This window comes from Halonotius terrestris (assembly GCF_006861665.1).
Taxonomy (GTDB): domain Archaea; phylum Halobacteriota; class Halobacteria; order Halobacteriales; family Haloferacaceae; genus Halonotius; species Halonotius terrestris.
This window is the reverse complement of the sequence record NZ_RKLU01000016.1, coordinates 1-16,578: the sequence shown is the minus strand read 5'-3', so window position 1 is coordinate 16,578 and position 16,578 is coordinate 1. Positions and strand designations below refer to the sequence as shown.

Annotated in this window: 20 protein-coding genes; 11 read left to right on the top strand and 9 right to left on the bottom strand. The window is 57.6% G+C overall.

Going from position 1 to position 16,578, the window contains the following annotated elements; all coding sequences use genetic code 11:
• Both EGH24_RS15540 and EGH24_RS14680 read right to left on the bottom strand, forming a co-directional pair.
• A partial coding sequence (locus EGH24_RS15540; RefSeq protein WP_246058035.1) for a DsbA family protein occupies positions 1–916 on the bottom strand: 916 nt, incomplete at its 3' end.
• 557 nt (positions 917–1,473) lie between these two features.
• Positions 1,474–1,989, bottom strand: coding sequence for a COX15/CtaA family protein (locus EGH24_RS14680; RefSeq protein WP_142980839.1), 516 nt, complete (start codon positions 1,987–1,989; stop codon positions 1,474–1,476).
• A 172-nt stretch (positions 1,990–2,161) separates the two neighbouring features.
• Between EGH24_RS14680 and EGH24_RS14675 the strand changes: the two genes are divergently transcribed.
• The 7 genes from EGH24_RS14675 to EGH24_RS14645 all read left to right on the top strand — a co-directional run bounded on the left by EGH24_RS14675 (position 2,162) and on the right by EGH24_RS14645 (position 7,202).
• Positions 2,162–3,124: a transcription initiation factor IIB gene (locus tag EGH24_RS14675; RefSeq protein ID WP_142980838.1), complete on the top strand. Its 963-nt coding sequence runs from the start codon at positions 2,162–2,164 to the stop codon at positions 3,122–3,124.
• Positions 3,125–3,184: 60 nt separating this feature from the next.
• The gene (locus EGH24_RS14670; RefSeq protein WP_142980837.1) at positions 3,185–3,412 is read left to right on the top strand and encodes a transcriptional regulator; all 228 of its coding nucleotides are present in this window, start codon (positions 3,185–3,187) and stop codon (positions 3,410–3,412) included.
• Positions 3,413–3,563: 151 nt separating this feature from the next.
• Positions 3,564–3,941 carry a winged helix-turn-helix domain-containing protein gene (locus tag EGH24_RS14665; protein ID WP_142980836.1) on the top strand — a complete coding sequence of 126 codons (378 nt, stop codon included), beginning with the start codon at positions 3,564–3,566 and terminating at the stop codon, positions 3,939–3,941.
• Entirely contained in the window at positions 3,938–4,216 is a 279-nt protein-coding gene (locus tag EGH24_RS14660; RefSeq protein ID WP_142980835.1) for a DUF7521 family protein, read from the top strand. Before EGH24_RS14665 ends, EGH24_RS14660 begins: the two co-directional genes overlap by 4 nt.
• On the top strand, positions 4,213–5,520 hold the full coding sequence (locus EGH24_RS14655) for an arylsulfotransferase family protein (protein WP_142980834.1): 1,308 nt from the start codon (positions 4,213–4,215) through the stop codon (positions 5,518–5,520). Before EGH24_RS14660 ends, EGH24_RS14655 begins: the two co-directional genes overlap by 4 nt.
• Before the next feature lie 243 nt (positions 5,521–5,763).
• A complete protein-coding gene (locus tag EGH24_RS14650) occupies positions 5,764–6,465 on the top strand; it encodes a metal-dependent transcriptional regulator (RefSeq protein ID WP_142980833.1) in 702 nt (233 codons plus the stop codon).
• Positions 6,462–7,202, top strand: a complete 741-nt coding sequence (locus EGH24_RS14645) for a TMEM165/GDT1 family protein (protein WP_142980832.1) — start codon at positions 6,462–6,464, stop codon at positions 7,200–7,202. Before EGH24_RS14650 ends, EGH24_RS14645 begins: the two co-directional genes overlap by 4 nt.
• 14 nt (positions 7,203–7,216) lie before the next feature.
• On the opposite strand, the gene EGH24_RS14640 is transcribed toward EGH24_RS14645, so the two are convergent.
• A complete protein-coding gene (locus tag EGH24_RS14640) occupies positions 7,217–7,723 on the bottom strand; it encodes a hypothetical protein (RefSeq protein ID WP_142980831.1) in 507 nt (168 codons plus the stop codon).
• 86 nt (positions 7,724–7,809) lie between these two features.
• Here EGH24_RS14640 and EGH24_RS14635 point away from each other — a divergent pair, with 86 nt between their 5' ends.
• Together EGH24_RS14635 and EGH24_RS14630 are read left to right on the top strand one after the other, a co-directional pair.
• Complete coding sequence (locus EGH24_RS14635) at positions 7,810–8,478, top strand: helix-turn-helix domain-containing protein (RefSeq protein WP_142980830.1); 669 nt, start codon at positions 7,810–7,812, stop codon at positions 8,476–8,478.
• A 51-nt stretch (positions 8,479–8,529) separates the two neighbouring features.
• Positions 8,530–9,621: a saccharopine dehydrogenase family protein gene (locus EGH24_RS14630; RefSeq protein WP_142980829.1), complete on the top strand. Its 1,092-nt coding sequence runs from the start codon at positions 8,530–8,532 to the stop codon at positions 9,619–9,621.
• Between the two features lie 64 nt (positions 9,622–9,685).
• Here the strand turns inward: EGH24_RS14630 and EGH24_RS14625 are convergent, their stop codons facing one another.
• From EGH24_RS14625 to EGH24_RS14605, 6 genes are all read right to left on the bottom strand, one after another.
• Positions 9,686–10,093 carry a SpoIIAA family protein gene (locus EGH24_RS14625; RefSeq protein ID WP_221886765.1) on the bottom strand — a complete coding sequence of 136 codons (408 nt, stop codon included), beginning with the start codon at positions 10,091–10,093 and terminating at the stop codon, positions 9,686–9,688.
• A gap of 2 nt (positions 10,094–10,095) precedes the next feature.
• Positions 10,096–11,031 (bottom strand): cation diffusion facilitator family transporter, encoded by a 936-nt coding sequence (locus EGH24_RS14620; RefSeq protein ID WP_142980828.1) that lies wholly within the window; start codon positions 11,029–11,031, stop codon positions 10,096–10,098.
• A gap of 21 nt (positions 11,032–11,052) precedes the next feature.
• Entirely contained in the window at positions 11,053–11,499 is a 447-nt protein-coding gene (locus tag EGH24_RS14615) for a hypothetical protein (protein WP_142980827.1), read from the bottom strand.
• 1 nt (position 11,500) lies between these two features.
• Positions 11,501–14,185, bottom strand: a complete 2,685-nt coding sequence (locus tag EGH24_RS14610; RefSeq protein WP_142980826.1) for a heavy metal translocating P-type ATPase — start codon at positions 14,183–14,185, stop codon at positions 11,501–11,503.
• A gap of 127 nt (positions 14,186–14,312) precedes the next feature.
• Complete coding sequence (locus EGH24_RS15980) at positions 14,313–14,426, bottom strand: DUF7333 family protein (RefSeq protein WP_449271764.1); 114 nt, start codon at positions 14,424–14,426, stop codon at positions 14,313–14,315.
• 40 nt (positions 14,427–14,466) lie between these two features.
• Positions 14,467–14,871, bottom strand: coding sequence for a DUF7541 family protein (locus EGH24_RS14605; RefSeq protein ID WP_142980825.1), 405 nt, complete (start codon positions 14,869–14,871; stop codon positions 14,467–14,469).
• Between the two features lie 202 nt (positions 14,872–15,073).
• On the opposite strand from EGH24_RS14605, the gene EGH24_RS15890 reads away from it, so the two are divergent.
• Complete coding sequence (locus EGH24_RS15890) at positions 15,074–15,340, top strand: DNA-binding protein (RefSeq protein WP_142980824.1); 267 nt, start codon at positions 15,074–15,076, stop codon at positions 15,338–15,340.
• Positions 15,324–16,578, top strand: a 1,255-nt coding sequence (locus tag EGH24_RS14595; protein ID WP_142980823.1) for a hypothetical protein, incomplete at its 3' end; no start/stop codon positions are given. The genes EGH24_RS15890 and EGH24_RS14595, both read left to right, overlap by 17 nt.

Below are 16,578 nucleotides of genomic sequence, written 5' to 3'. Positions count from 1 at the left end.
GATCGAGTCTGGCTCCGGAAACGGTCAGCTGGTTCTCGACAGCACTACCCAGCTTCAGCCGAACGACAACGTGCAGGTCTACGTTGGGAACGTCACCGACCAGGCCGGGAACACAGCGTTCCTCGGTAATATCTCGGTTGATGTGACCGGCGCTACCCTCGACGAAAATGGCGCGAGCCGCACCGTGTACGCGGGTACGCAGGTCGCCTACGTAACCAACAACGGCGCTAACGACATTAACCAGAACTTCGAGATTACTACGCCCAACGACTTCGTGTTCTCCGGTAGTACGGGAACAAACAGTCAGGTGTACATCTTCGACAGTTCTGACCGGAACGTTAGCGCGACCCACACGTTCGAGAGCTTCGATTCGAGTGGTAATTCTGACACCACCGTGGACCTCAATCTCCGCAACCTCGGTCTCGGCGCGTCGGTTGACGACGCTAATGTGACCGACGAGGACGCTGTCACGGGCACGGTTAACGCCAACGCGGGTAACCGTGAAGTCACCGTGACCGCAACGGACTCCGACGACAACGTCGACGCCACCCAGACCGTCACCCTCGACGGTAGCGGTGACGCGACTTTCGACCTCGGCACGCTCGCAGACGGTANNGGTCGCCCACTGGTCGCTCTCGGGTGGCTGATTCCGGAACACGTATTCGTGAAACGCCCAGTACGAGGCTGGGTCGGTGTTCCAGACGGCTAATCCGGCCTGCCCGGCTGCCGGTGCATCGGGGCGCAAAAATGGGTCGCCACCGAAATATGCGAGATTGCGGAACTCGAGCGCGATCGTTCCTGGTTCCACGTAGTCCATCACGAGTTGTGAGAGCATCCCCGTACCGAACTGGGCGCAGTACGGACACTTCCAGCTCCCGAAGTATGTCACCGTGACATCGGCATCAGCGGATCCCATCGTCGCATACCGGAATTCGCTAGGCGAGTCGGGAATCGGGGCAGTGGCGACGGCGCCCGCATCACCTCCAGTATTCGCGCCGCCGTCCGGTTCAGTACTCGTATTGTTAGAGAGAGCGGTGGCACCGATCACGACACCGGCAGTGGCGGCACTACCACCGGCGAGGAGAAGCTGTCGGCGGGTCAGTCCTCCGACAGCAGCTCCGACACCTCCCTCTGAGAGCCGCTCCGAGAACGTGAGTGAATCAACGGCTGTATCCGCCCGTTTGTAGTCCACACGTGAGAGGTCGTCGGGATGCGCGGCGAGCCAGTGTCTGTAGAGCCGCTCGTCAGTTTCGTTACGGAGTTGTTCACCACAATAATGGCAGGCGCTGTGAGCGTTCCAAGTGTGGTCACGCGCTGCTCCAGCTGTTTCGAATTGATCTGTACAGATCGGGCAGGTATGGGCAGTCATTCGTGATCACTATTCCAGGTGGCAGATTCCATAGGCTCCGTGCTGTGCTCTCGTAGTGAGCTGAATCGTCGGTATCTGTGGCATTGTTTTATCACTCGCTGTCATCAGCGCCGAAGATATGCGACGAGGAAGGTCGTCAGGAGACAGAGGAGAATGAGAATTGCCACGCCGAGGTGGGTCGTCACGATGATCGGCTGGAGATCTTCCGTGACGGTCAATCCCCCGAGGATAACCTGTAACGGAAGGAGGGCGAGAGCGGCTGTGGCCGACCATTTGACAATCGGGGTATTCCGGTGTGTCACCCACGCTCCGATAGTCGTGCCGAGGATCAGAACTCCGGCCGTCATCGCCAGTCCACGGTGAGCCCACTCCGCGAAGATTTGGAGTGCAGAGTATGGCGAGTTAGCAATGATCTCGGGTTGAAGGAAGGGAACCCACGTCCCGTAGCAGGTCGGCCAATCGGGACAGGAAAGTCCAGCACCGATTGCACTAGTGTAGGCTCCGAGAAGCATCACGATATACGTCACTAGTAGCGTGAAACCGGCGATATGCCTGTACTCGACCGGAATCTGTGAAATCGTGGTTCGTACGTCGTGCCAGCGGAGTCGGACTTGAGACATAATATTGGGTAGGGACGCTAACTGGCGGTGTGACGAGTTGATGTCTTGGAGACAAAGTGTTAGGCCGGATTCCCAGCGAGTGGGACACCGCCTGCTATTCATTGAGGAGCCGTCCCACGGTACTGTTAAGAAGACCCACGGTTTGTAGGGAAATCCCCTATACGCCGATAGTATGATGGCTCAAGAACATACCCAGGAACGATCAATAGATGAACGCGACCGCGAGGTGAAGTCTGCTAACGACAATACCTGTCCCGAGTGTCAGGGCCATATTACCCTGAATAGCGACAGCGGTGAGGCGACCTGCGAAAGCTGTGGGTTGGTTTTTGAAGATGATCCAATCGACCACGGCCCGGAGTGGCGTGCGTTCACGTCGGACGAACGCGATGAAAAGAGTCGGGTCGGTGCTCCCACGACGCAGCTGATGCACGATAAGGGCCTGAGTACGACTATCGGCTGGCAGGACAAAGATGCCTACGGACAGGCCGTCTCCGGTCGCAAACGGGCTCAATTACAGCGCCTTCGGACGTGGGACGAGCGGTTCCGGACGAAGGATGCCCACGAGCGGAATCTCAAGCAAGCGCTCGGGGAGATCAGCCGGATGGCGTCCGCTCTGGGACTTCCGGAATCGGTTCGGGAAACTGCAGGCGTCCTGTACCGGCGTGCTGTAGAGCAGAACCTGCTCCCCGGTCGCTCGATCGAGGGGATGTCGACGGCGTCGTTGTACGCGGCTGCTCGACAGCACGGCATGCCACGGCCGCTGACGGAGTTCGCCGATGTCAGCCGTATCGAGAAAATCCGGATCCAGCGAGCGTACCGATATTTATCCCGAGAACTTGGGCTGGAGATCGAGCCGGAGGATCCCATGCAATATATCCCACAATTTGCGTCATCGCTTGACGTGAGTGACGAAGCAGAACGGCGCTCTCGAGAACTGCTTGAGGTAGCTAAAGATAATGCCGTCCACAGTGGAAAGAGTCCAGCCGGATTGGCGGCTGCCGCTCTGTATGCTGCGACCCACCTCACGAACGAGCAGCTCACACAGGAGACGGTGAGTGAGGTCGCACACGTCAGTCGAGTCACGATCCGAAATCGATACCAAGAGCTTCTCGAGGTGTACGCGCAGCATGACTGACCGGATAGCCCCTGCCGGGCGAAATCCAGCTACTGATTGGGTCATGACACGATATTTACTATGAGCGAGTTCTCAATACAGACTGAGATCGAAGTATTGGAGCTGCTCGTTGACGAGTCACCGTGCCATGTGATGGAGATCACGAACGCCGTCGATGGACACCCGATCACCATCGACCAAACGTGTGCTCATCTCCATAGTGAGGGCTGTATTGTTCCACTGGGGAGAGGTCTCTACGAGATCACAGACGTAGGCGAACAACGACTCGAAATTCAGGACGATTCATAACCGCTTCACAACTGTGTCACCATGTCTTCCCTCTTTCGATGGATCGACCGTCATGACTCTGGAACCACAATCCCGACTGCATTCGTGGGACCGATGGGATGCCTCTCCAGCAATCGGACACCATATCCCGAGGACCACGTATTATCGAATAATGGGAGATAATTCAGTGTCGTCCGAGGACACTCCGGAGGTACAGGATGTCCTTGATGCGCTGGATGATCCCGCGTGTCGGGCTATTCTCCAGGAAACTATCGAACCAATGACTGCGAACGAACTCCTCGACGCATGTGACATCCCCAAGTCGACGCTGTATCGAAAATTAGAACTCCTCAGTTCCGCTTCCCTCGTTCGAGAACAGGAGACAATCAACCCCGGAGGTGGACGGGTCACCTACTACGAGCGGTCGTTCGAGGACGTCACGATCTCGATGGACGACACAGGGGCGTTTTCGGTGAGCGTCGATCGGCCGCCGAAATCTACCGACGAACGGCTTGCAGATATCTGGTCGATGATGGGGGACGAAGTATGAACGGCGTCATCACGGCGATTGCAGTCGTCAAGTTTGTAATCCTGCTTCTCGGTGGCGGGATCACCTACATTGCATTTAAAGCCTATCGACGGACGGGTGAAGACTCGCTCCGCGTCCTTGGTGTCGGGTTCGGTATCATCACACTCGGGGCAATTCTGACTGGCGTGGCCAACCAGTCCTTTTCTGTCGGATTGGCCCTCGGCGTGCTCATCAATAGCCTGTTCGTCGCCCTTGGCCTCGCGGTCATTATGTACTCGCTGTATATCCAGAAATGAACTCTGTCCCTGATCTCCGTCGGGGTAGCTACCTAATCCTTTTCGGCGTGGTTCTGTTCGTTCTCACGCTTGTTAGCAGTGCAATGCTCGCCCCTGCGATTGGGACGGCTTCGGAGACAGACCAGACGTCCCGAACCTTGGTCGGGTCTCAGGGGGGTGGCCCAGGCTGGCACGAATACGGCAGCGTCTACCTCCTCAACGGGACGAACACTACCTGGCGTGAATCGAGTGCTGATAGCTATTTCGACGTCACGCAAACAGAGAATGGAACTGTGTTAGCTGGGTTTATGGATAGCGGATATACTTCGTGCGGACCGTACGAATCTCCCTGTACCCGAACGGGATTCCGAGTCATTGACCCCGGGCAACAGCCACAGGTGCTTTCGGAGTATAGCTTCCCGGTGCGAACGAACAAGAACAGCGAAGTCCACGATGTCGAACACCTTCAGACAGGAGAATACCTCGTGACGGATATGGAGTACGAGCGTATATTTACTGTCAAGAACGGCGAAGTCACATGGCAGTGGAATGCGAGTTCGTTCTACGACGCCCCACAAGATCCGACGACGACCGACTGGCTGCACATCAACGACGTGGACGTCATCAGCACCGGACGCTATCTCGTCTCAGTGCGGAACGCCAACCAGCTTCTCATCATCAAGCGCGGAGAGGGTGTCGTCGACGTCATCAACGAGGACACGACCGATTCAAACGATGCGAACTGTCGGAAAACAAGTCAGTTGACCGACTATGACGGTGATGGCGATATCCGATGTGGTGATCCCGACGTGCTCAACCACCAGCACAACCCGCAGTGGCTCGGGGATGGGGCAGTCCTCGTCGCTGATAGCGAGAACGACCGGGTCGTCGAACTCCACCGGACCGAGAACGGGAGTTGGGAACCAGCATGGACGCTCGACCGTGCTGGTGATATCGCGTTTAACTGGCCTCGAGATGCTGACCGCCTCCCAAACGGGAATACATTGATTACAGACACGTTGAATCGCCGGCTTGTCGAAGTAAACGAATCAGGAAAGGTAGTCTGGAGCGTCCAAACTGAGCGTATTCCCTATGAAGCAGATCGTCTCCCGGTTGGTGAATCTGTCGGAGGGCCCCGGTACACGAGTGATGGAGGTGGCGGTGGAAGTGCTGATAAAGACGTGCCGGTCCTCTCACTGCTGCTCGTCGGGCTTCGAGCCGTCATTCCCTCGACGCCCTTCTGGTTCCGAGAACCACAACTCGGATTGACGATAGTCTCCGCGCTTCTCACCGTGGTTGGTGGAATTGACTATCGTCGGACCTGATCAATCAACGGTGTGGTTCTCAATCACATCTACGTACGATCCCAACGCTACCAAGGAGAGTTCGTAGGCTTCTTTCTATACTCCTAGAGACAGTTAAACCTCTTTTTACCAACGTCATATTGAAACACCTACTTCGCCTGCTGCGATAGAATGAACTCTATCATCAAAGATTAGAAAATTGATATATGGCTTTCCCACGGTTCACCCAATTTTTAAATTTGACGGGTCTAAATAGGGGTCCAAATGGCTTTGAGTCCAGCTGTTGAGGACACCCTCAAAGCGATCTACCATCTCCAGCAGGAAGTGAGTCCACCGGTGTCGACTTCTGACATTGCCGAACGGCTCGATAAGGCACAGGCGACGGTCACGAGTACGCTCGACCGGCTTGAAGCGCAGGGACTGATCGCACGCGAACCGTACCAAGGAAGCGAACTCACCGACGACGGCAAAACCGTGGCTGTCGAAGTGCTACGGCATCACCGGCTCCTCGAAACCTATCTGGCTGAATATCTCGATTACCCCTGGGAGCAGGTCCACGAGGAAGCCGACAGACTCGAACACCACATCAGCGAGGAGTTCGAACGTCGACTCGCAGAGAAACTCGAGAACCCCCGGCGAGATCCCCATGGCGATCCGATTCCGGGGAAAGACCTGGAGCCACCGAATCAGAACCCTGCGACGCCCCTGTCAGCCTGTGAGGTCGGTGATCGAGTGGTCATCACCCGTGTCAGTGATCGCGACGAGGACGACCTCGCGTACTTAGCCGATGTCGGAATCACGCCGGGAACGGATGTCCGCATCGTCGACGTTGCCCCGTTCGGAATGATTACTCTCGAAGTCGACGACACTGAGCAAGCTGTTCCCGAAGGGGTTGCGGCGTCGATCCGCGTGACCGTCCTGAACCACGACGATCCGGCTAACGCTGAGCAACGGGGTGACGCATGACGCCGTTTCTGGAGATCCTCGTAGTCGCGGCCATCGCGCAGCTCACTGTACTGCCGGGCGAGAAGGTCCAGTTCATCATCGCCGGGCTGTCGACCCGGTTCAAACCACTGCTGGTCGTCGCGGCGGCCGGGACGGCGTTCGCCGGCTGGACCGTTCTCGAGATCCTGTTCGGGCAGGCGCTCCAGCAGGCGCTCCCGGGCGTCGTCCTCGACGGGATCACGGCGGCCCTCTTCATGCTGTTCGCGGTGTTACTCGTCCGATCAGCCCCTGCTGGGTCCGACGTCCCAGTCGAGAGCGGCGCACAGACCGATGGTGGCGTCGTCGGGACACGGATTGCAGATATCAACCCGGAGTTCGAAGTGTTCGGCTTCACGGTCGGCGGGCAACTCGGCGAATTCCTGACTATCTTCGCGATGATGGCTGCCGGAGAGTTCGGCGACAAGACCCAGCTCGTCACTATCGGGCTAGCGGCCCAATATGGGGCCAGTGCCGCCATCTGGGCAGGCGAAATGCTGGTGATTATCCCGGTGAGTCTTGCGAACGCGTACTTCTTCCACACGTTCTCACATCGCTTCGACATCCGGAAGGCCCACTACGCCGGGGCGGCACTGTTCGCGTTCTTCGGGTTGGATACGATTTTAGGGATAGCGACCGGCCCGGAAGCGGTGTTCGGCTATAACAGCCTCTGGGAGGCAATCATCAGCGTCGCTTCGGATGCCCTCCTCACGGTCGTGTGAACACTTTGACCTAATCAATTAACGGTGTCGTTCTCAATCACGTCTTTGAAGTATTCCAACTCGACGAGGGTGTGTTCGTAGGCTTCCCGTTCGATGTCCCCGAAGAGGGCTAACGCCCTTTCAGTAACTTTCCCCAGTACTGTCGGTGGTACGCGAGCCCAGACGCGGTGGGAGAGGCGGGTCGATCCGTCCGTCTGCTCAAGCTGCATGGTTCCGCCCTCTTCGACAATGAATGCGACCGGGAGTGGTGGCAGTGTATACGTACAAGTACCAATCCAACTGAATCGTTGCTCTTCGACGACGTCACGGAGGTCTGCTTTAATTATTCCTTTGACCGGTCCGACCCACTCTCGCTGGTAGAATCGGAGCCCGTTCCGAAGCGGCTTCTTCGGATCCATGACAACCCACGTTCCGTCGTGGTCTGGATTGGAGTGTTCCCAGAGGGTCTCGAACTCTTCTAAATGCGACCAGACGGTCGCCGCCGATGCATCAATTCTGACCGCGGCGCTTGCTTCGATCATGTACTGTCAATCTGGTGCCGGTGAGATTGTTACTATATCCGAGTATACTCGGGGAATTCTTAAATCTACCATACCCACAGAACACTATGCGCTACGCCTCCGGGGTTCTCGTATGGAACGACGGGACACTCCATCCACTTGAGACTGCTATCGAAACCAGTCCTGCCGTGACGATAGAGACGACACATCAGATCAATAGAATCAGGGAGCAGTTCGTCGAGTTGAGTGAGTTTTCGGGTGACATGGTCCGACTTGAACAGCTCCTTGGAGCCGAAGACTCCGTTCACGACTTTGAGGTCACGCGAAAGACCGAGCTCGCATATATTGAGTATAACCAATCTCCCTCGATGACGCAGTTATTCGCCATTCTCGCTGCCTATTCGCTCATTCTCGTCCCACCGGTCGAATACACCGATGACTACGGGGAGCGTGGCGTTCGCCTCACAGTCGTTGGAACGGAATCCGCAATAACACGAATCACCGCGGACTTGCCCTCCGAGATCGATCTCTATCCGGAGCGCGTAGGCGAGTACAGCCCCGAGTGTGGCCGACTCGAAGGTCTGCTCACCGACCGGCAACGGGAAGTCTTCGAGACCGCCGTACAGCTAGGTTACTATGAGGTGCCGCGAGAAGCGACACATGAAGAAATCGCGGCGGCGGTCGACCGGGCCCCCGCGACGGTTTCGGAGCAGCTCCAGCGGATCGAGGCTAATCTGCTGCCTCGCTATCTCGAAGCGGAGTTCGCACATGTATGATCCGGGTATACTCGGAGTTACCGCTACTATCGGCCCTCACGGAATCTCAGTATGTCCCTGACTGACTCGTCTGTTCTCGTCGTCGGTGGCTACGGCACTATCGGCCGGACTGTCTGTACCGAACTCGCCGAACGTACCCGGAGAGAGATTATTGCCGCTGGCCGATCTCCGGAGAAGGCACGCAGCTTCGCAAGTTCGGTCAACGGCGTCGAACCTCGGACCCTTGATGTGAGCGACAGGGCAAGCTACGCGGACGCTCTCGACGACATAGGGACGGTAGTCATGTGTCTCGATCAAGACACGCCGCGGTTCGCTGAAACCTGTCTCGAGCATGGAATCGACTACGTCGACGTCTCGCCGACGGATACACTTCTCCAAGAAATCGAATCGTTCGACGACCTTGCTCGCGAACAAAAGGCGACCGCCGTCCTCAGTGTCGGTCTGTCACCCGGAATGACGAACCTCTTTGTTACCGAAGCGGCCGATGAATTCGACAGCGTCGACCGAGCGGATATCACCCTCTTACTAGGTATCGGAGAGGCGTTCGGTCCAGATACGGTCAAATGGACTATCGAGGATGCCCTCGGGTCCTTCTCTGTTCGAAGTGACGGTGAGCCTCTCTCTGTAATTGGTCTCACCGAGCCTCGGGTCGTCAATATTCCCGGGTGGGGGCGACGTAGAGCGTATCGTGCAAACCTCGCTGATCAACACGTCCTCGCCCGAGCAACGAATATCCAGACGATCGAAAGCAGACTGTGTTACGATTCTCGTATCGTCACCCGCTACCTCGCGATGTTACGCCGAACCGGAGTGTACCAGCCGGTCGTCTCGTTGCTCGGAGTCGATAGAATCGTCAGGTTGGCCGACGCCGTCCCATTCGGCTCCAACGAGTCGGTTATCAAAGTGGAGATTCTCGGCCGACTCGACGGCCGAGCAAAGCGAATTGAGCGATGGGTCCGTGGGCCCGACCAAGCCCGAGCCACTGCCATCGTGACTGCACGTGTCACGGAGGCCTTGGGACCGTCATATCCTACGGGCGTCCACCACATTCAGGAGCTGTTCAGTAGCACACCACTGTCCGACGCCCTGATTGAGGCCGGGTATACCGTGGGACGGTCAGAACAATGTGGAGACATTGCTTGAGCGGAGATAGTCACAGGCAGACTCCACTGTGCTGTCACTGTTGCTGTCGGCGAACAGCGTCACTTTAGTGTTCCTCCTGTAGCCAGTCTAGTGCGCTCTCGCGGTCGGCCGTGGGGAAGTAGCGCATCTCGTCCGGCGCGACCGGCCAGATTGGTCGGATAACACGCCACCAGTCGAAGAGGAGTTTCGCCCACCTCGAATCGCCGACTGCTGCGTATCGGTCGATATCGAAGTCAGGGCCGTACCGGAGATCGGGAACCACCCCGTGGAGGTGTGTGAGAAACGTCCCGAACGTCCAGTTCGGAACTTCCTCGTATACGTGGATGTGCCCGTACTGGTCGCTCTTTTCGACGAGGAGCGAGTACAGCTCTTGATAGCCTGTTCGCGTGCCCTTCCCGACGCGAATCGCGATGAGGTTCTCGTTCGTCTCGTCCAACACCTCGAACATTCGATCAGGTGCTGTGTGGGACATCGTTAGTGGGAGTGATTCGTCGTACCGACAGGGTCACTATCGGGGTCGGTACGCCCGACGAGCTCGACGGTTGCGTGGTCAATTCCTCGATCCGTGAGATAGCCGTGAACCCGTGACTGGATTCTCCGTTGCTCCTCAAGTGTGGTCGCCGTATCTGTCAGTCGGACGGTTGCGACGGTGAGTTGACTACACACCTGCCAGACGTGGAGATCCTCAATCTGGTCCACGCCATCGAGTGTCGTCAATTCATCCCGGAGTTCTTCGGACGACACCGGACTCCGTTCCAGCAGGATCGAGGTGCTTTCCCGGAGGACGTTCCCGGCCGACGCGAGCACCAGCAACCCGATGAGTACGGCCGCCACAGGGTCTGCAATGGGGAGATCGAACACTGCGACAGCGGCGGTCGAGACGATTACCGCAACAGAGCCACCGGCGTCACCGAGCAGGTGGTAGAACGCCCCGCGCTCGTTGAGACTCATCTCGTCACCCTGTAACACGTACACGGAGCCGATGTTTACCAGCAGGCCACCCGTAGCGATGATCAGCGTCAACTCTGGATTGATCGCCACTGGCTCGAGGAACCGCTGGTAGGACTCCCAGACGATGTATCCGACCATTGGAAGGAGCAAGACGCCGTTCAGGAAGGCCGCAACCGGCTCCAGTCGATGGAGACCGTACGACCACGACTCGCCGCCTTCGAACCGTTCGGCGGTGTAGCTCGCCCCGAACGCCATCGCGTACGCGAGCATATCGAACAGCATGTGGAGGGCGTCGCTGATGAGAGCGACCGACCCGAACAGGAGTCCACCAGCCAGTTCGACGACGAATCCGAGGAAGTTGACGACCGCGACGAGCGCAAGCCGGCGCGTACTGCCACTTGATTTAGACGGGAGGTTATGCTCTGCGGTCTCCTCATCGGTATGCTCGTGAAAAGTCATGAGTTCACATTAGAGGGGGTTCTATTTCGAATCTGAGGATTCCGGGTGTTCCTGGGTAGATTCCTGGGCCCCGTTTTCGCTCGTCACCATCGAATCCTGCGCCGTTGATTCAGTGCTATCCGAAGAGGTAATCTCCCCATCGGCTCCCTCCGTTTCTGGTTTGGACCGCTCCGATTCCTCGGTGAGCGATGTATCCTGTGCAGAGGAGCCACCGAAATCGAGCGGACGAAGCCAGATGAACCAAACGACAAATATGGTTGTGCCATAGCCGACGATCCACACGAGATCAGCTACGGCAGAGAGGTTCGCCTGTTCGAGGGTGTATACCAGTAAACCGGGGCCGATGAGCCCAACGAGCACAACGAGCACAACGAGGACGGCAAATTGCGGAGACGAGAGTCCGAACGGGTATTTTTGCTGATCTGCCTCCGTATGGGATGTTGCATTCCCCTCGTTCTCTGCACCCATGTTACCCCTCCGAAGCGTTGGTTTCGGTGTCTGTATCCGGCGTGATTCGAGAGAGTCGCATCGCGTTCCCGGTGACGGCCGTCGTCATTCCAGCGTCGCCGGCGAGGACGGCGAGCCAGATCGGGACGTATCCGAATGGAACTGCGACTGCCAGCCCGGCTTTGACAGCGAGACTCGACCAGATGTTCTGTCGGATGACCCCGTTCGCATCGTTGGCGAGTTCGTAGAGGTACGGGAGCTTTGCGAGGTCGTCACCCATCAAGGCAATGTCGGCGGTCTCCAATGCGGTATCAGTCCCGGCAGCCCCCATCGCCACGCCGACTGTGGCGGTGGCGAGCGCCGGTGCGTCATTGATCCCGTCTCCGACCATCGCAACGCCGTCGTACTCCTCGACGAGCTCCTCGATCGCCGTCACCTTGTCCTCGGGGAGTAATTCGGCCTGGTACTCGTCGACGCCGACCTGCTCGGCGATCGCGCGGGCAGTCCGCTCGTTGTCCCCCGTCAGCATTACTGTTCGCGAGACGCCGAGTTGCTTGAGTCGCGTGACCGTTCGCTTTGCCTCCGGGCGGATCTCGTCGGCGACCGCGATGACGCCCTCGAGCTCGTCTTCGGTCCCAACGAGGACGACAGTCTTCCCTTCAGCCTGGAGTTCGGGGACGGTCTCTTCGAGGAGATCGAGACAGTTGTTCCGGTCACACATCTGCCGGGCTGTCTGTGTCACGACGCCACCGTCGGTCGTCGCGTGAACGTGCGAAAGGTCGAACTCTAACTCCTCAAACAGGCCCGGTTTGCCTGCGAAGTGAGGAGTCCCGTCGAGATCGGCACGAACACCCTTTCCGGTGATGCTCTCGAAGTCATCGACCTCGCGCTCGGCGACCCCTGCGCTGCCGGCTTCGGCGACGATTGCCTCGCCGATGGGGTGTTCACTCCGTTGCTCGAGCCCGCGTGCACACCGGAGCACGTCCTCCTCCGAGTTCCCGTTCAAGGGAACGACGTCGGTGACGGTGAGTTCACCTTTGGTGAGGGTTCCCGTCTTGTCGAACGCGACGNCGTCGACNGCNCCCATCGCTTCGAGGTGATTGCCGCCCTTGATCAGGACGCCGTTCTTCGCGGCGCTCGTAATTCCCGACACCACCGAGACGGGCGTCGAGATGACGAACGCACAGGGACAGGCCAACACCAGCAGCGTCAGTCCGTAGACGACGGCCGTGGACCAGGTTGTGCCGAGGATGTACGGGCTTGCTACCGTCGTCAGGATGGCGAAGGCGACGACTACTGGCGTGTAGTACGTCGAGAAGCGCTCGACGAACTGCTCGCGCTCTGTCTTGTTCGACTGTGCATCTTCGACCATCTCCACGATGCGGGAGAGCGTGTTATTACCGGCCTCGGAGGTGACCTCCACCTCGAGATACCCCTCCTCGTTGATGGTGCCGGCGTACACCTCGTCGCCCGTCGTCTTGTCGACAGGGACGCTTTCACCCGTGATCGGTGCCTGGTTGACGGCGCTTTCACCGTCGACGACGCTTCCGTCCATCGGGATTTTCTCCCCTGGCTTGACGACGACGATGTCACCAACGGCGACCTCGTCGACGGGAATCGTCTCCGTGCTCCCGTTCCGCTTGACGGTCGCTTCATCCGGTGAGAGATCCATTAGCTCGCGGAGGGAGTTTCGGGCACGGTCCATCGAGTACCGCTCCAGCAATTCCGCGATGCTGAACAGGAACGCAAGGGTGGCGGCCTCGAAGTAGAGTGCCTCACCGAAGACAAGACTCGCAACGAGTGCGCCGAGGATAGCCACCGACATCAGGAAGTCGATATCGAGGTTCAGATTTCGCGCCGAGTAGTAGCCGTTGCGAAGGATCTCTTGGCCGCCGGTAGCCACTGCAATCAGAAACAGTACGTCGGCGACCAGCAGCTCAGTACCGAGAAGGCCTGCGATCTGTATATTCTGTCCGGTCAGGAAGAACTCGAAGAGTAAGCCGAGGGCGACGAATCCACCGCTCACCCACGTCTTGAGTGCGCGCGAACTCGTCCAGATACTCTCGCGCCCTCCGCCCGCGTCCTGACGCCCCGATTCGTCGCCTGTCGTGTCCGTGACCTCGTACCCAGCGCTTTCGATCGCGTCGATGACGTCAGCTTCCCCAGCCCTCGACGAATCGTACGTGACAACGACGGTTCCGGTCGTCGGCTGCGTCTCATAAGTGGTCACCCCACCGACTCTGTCGAGAGCGTTTTCGATTTTGCCCGCACACGACGGACAATCCATCTCCGGAACCGTGAATTTCGAGGTGACCTCGCCGGTGTTCTCCACGGTGTATCCGGCCTTTTCAACCCGATCTTCGATCGCGGTGGCACTCGTTTGCTCGCCGTCGTACGAGACGGTCAACGTCCCTGTTGTCACTTGCGGGTCGACGCTCCGGATTCCGTCCAGTTTTTCGACGCTGTTTTCGACCTTTCCTGCACAGGACGGGCAATCCATCTCCGGGACGGAGAATTGTGCAACGTCTCCCTGGTCTATCGATGGGGTAACGTCATCACCATCTTGTCCTGTGTGCTGGATGTGCTCGTGATCCTCGTGATCGTGGTCATGTGTATGACCCTGCTCGCGAGAATCCTCTCCGTGGTCGTGGGTGTGATCCGGTGGTTCACCACTTCCGTCGTGGGATTCCTCGTTAGATGAGGTCATTACGTACTGCTAGCTACTACAGACTTATTAAATCGGCTGCTACTAAAAGCCCTTATTATGGCAGGCTCTAATAAAATATCTAGTCTGAGTTATTAACTCAACCGTCAATTCGTCCCATTCCCCGGACCTAAGTCCGGATTGCTCGATACTCGCCGTGTTTGATCCCGAGGAGGAGCTTACGGACTCCAAAGACGATGAGACCGGCGCTGACCACATCACCACTGGTACTCATCGTACCCATTATCGTCCCCTGGTATCGAATTCTACTGTCGTACGGTCGCTCAATCAGATGTTGTTTCCGACGTCTCCGTTGTCGATACCGTGGCGCGGGTCCTCCTCCGAACGAAGCCTACCCAGACAAGTGCACCAACGAGACACAGGATGCCAGCGATCGCAATCGATTGACCGCGGATTGTCGTCCCGTTCTGGTTCTGTGTGATCAGCAAGATACCGAGACCGACAAGGATGAGTCCTTGAACACCTGCTGCTTTCGCTGGTTCAGCGATATACTCCGCCTCTGTGAGAATGCCAGCAACAGATCCGACGAACAACAGCAGTCCCGCAACAGAGACAGGCCGAAGCCCGAGGACGACACCGACCTCCGAGAGAGCAAATCCAATAGCGACAAAGAGTGGCCATGGACTCGCTCCTGTGAAGGTTGAGTCCGAGTCTGATGAATCGCTCATCATCCTGATTTGAGGATCGAGATATAATAAATCGGCTGCTATCACTCCCCGAATTTTTAATAGAATATACCAGAATTCCAGCGGTCAGTTAGTACTCCCGTGGTATGGGGAACACTCTCCTGAGCAGAGGGGCTCTTCAAATATTGAACCAGAACCGTTTCAACGCTGACTGGCCTACGGCCGAGTAACAGCTATCGAGCCTATGTCATACGAAGGCACTATGATTCCACGGAGTGGCTCACCTGCGGGTAGGTGTGATTACTGTGGGCATCCATTTCCCACGACCGACCGTCTCGTTCTCCACAAAGGCTTAGAACATCCTCAGCGACTTGATGACGACGAGGAGGACGCATTCCTCTCTGCTCGAGCGGACGAAGAAGACGAGTTACGCACACTCCGTCTGAAAGCGCTTGGAGCGCTCGTGCTCCTGTACTTCGGTTTCTTGATGCTATATGCTATCGTCGCGTGACTCAGATACGAACACCGGGGCAAGCGAAGAGGAACACATAAAGTCAGGTCCAGGGTCGAGGCTTCGTCATTGGGTCGTCTCGAACACGAAGCTCAGACTCTTCGTGCAGTTTGTAACCTGGGTCTCGATACTGACGCTGTTTACCGAAACAGTCGCTGCCGGGAACGGAATGACGCTCTCGAAGCAGCCACGAGATACCCTAGCCATTCCCCGATGGCTGTACCTTGCCACCGGAGGTGCCACAATCGGAGCCTCCGCCCTGCTTGCGAGTTTCGTCACTGATCGGGCGTTTATCCGTTATCTCCACAGCTGGTCGGTTCCTGGCCCAACAATTGACGACTGGCGAACACCCGTTGTGTGGATCGGACGTGGACTCGGGATCGTCGTCCTCGGACTGGCAGTGTACCTCGGAGTGACGGGCCCACAACTCCCGACAGCGAGCTTCACCATCCTCGTCACGTTCGTCGTCGTTCGTGCAGGCTTGCCGATGCTCACGTATCTCGGAGGCAATCTTTGGCCAGTGCTGAACCCCTGGCGAGGAATCGTCTCGCTCCTTCCAACTGGATTCCGGACGTATCCAGAAGGATTAGCCCGATGGCCAGCTGTTGGTGGCCTATTACTTCTCGTGTGGGTTGAGGTGATTTTCCCTGTCAGCACGATCCCGTCAGTTCTTTCGATTGCGATCCTCGGCTACAGTGTCGTCACAATCGCAGGCGCAGTACTCGTCGGTCCCAACGCATGGTTCAAGAACGCAGATCCGTTATCTGTCCTGTTCCGATTCTTTGGGGCTGTCGCCCCTGTAAAACGGCGGGATGGGAAGCTCGCCGTAAAACTGCCCGGTAGCGACCTGACTGATTCAGACTTCATCACGGACACCTCCGATGTCGCGTTCGTCATTGCGCTAATCTGGGAGCTCACGTACAGCGGCTTCATCACGACGCAGACGGGCGCAGCAACTATCGAGACACTCGTCAGCCTCTCAAATATCGGAGTGGGAGCCGTACAAATTCGTGCGATCCTCATCTATACGCTCCTTTTCGTCAGTGGTTACGTCGTGTTCTTCGGCGCGTATTGGTATGCGGGCGTAGTCTCTCGGCGACGGACTGGAACATACATCACAGCGAAACGTATCGCCTTTCGGTTTGCACCCTCGCTATTGGCCATCGCAGCGGGATATCACCTCGCTCACTACACCGGACTGGCCGTATCCCTCAGTCCGGCCCTAGGGATGGCGATTG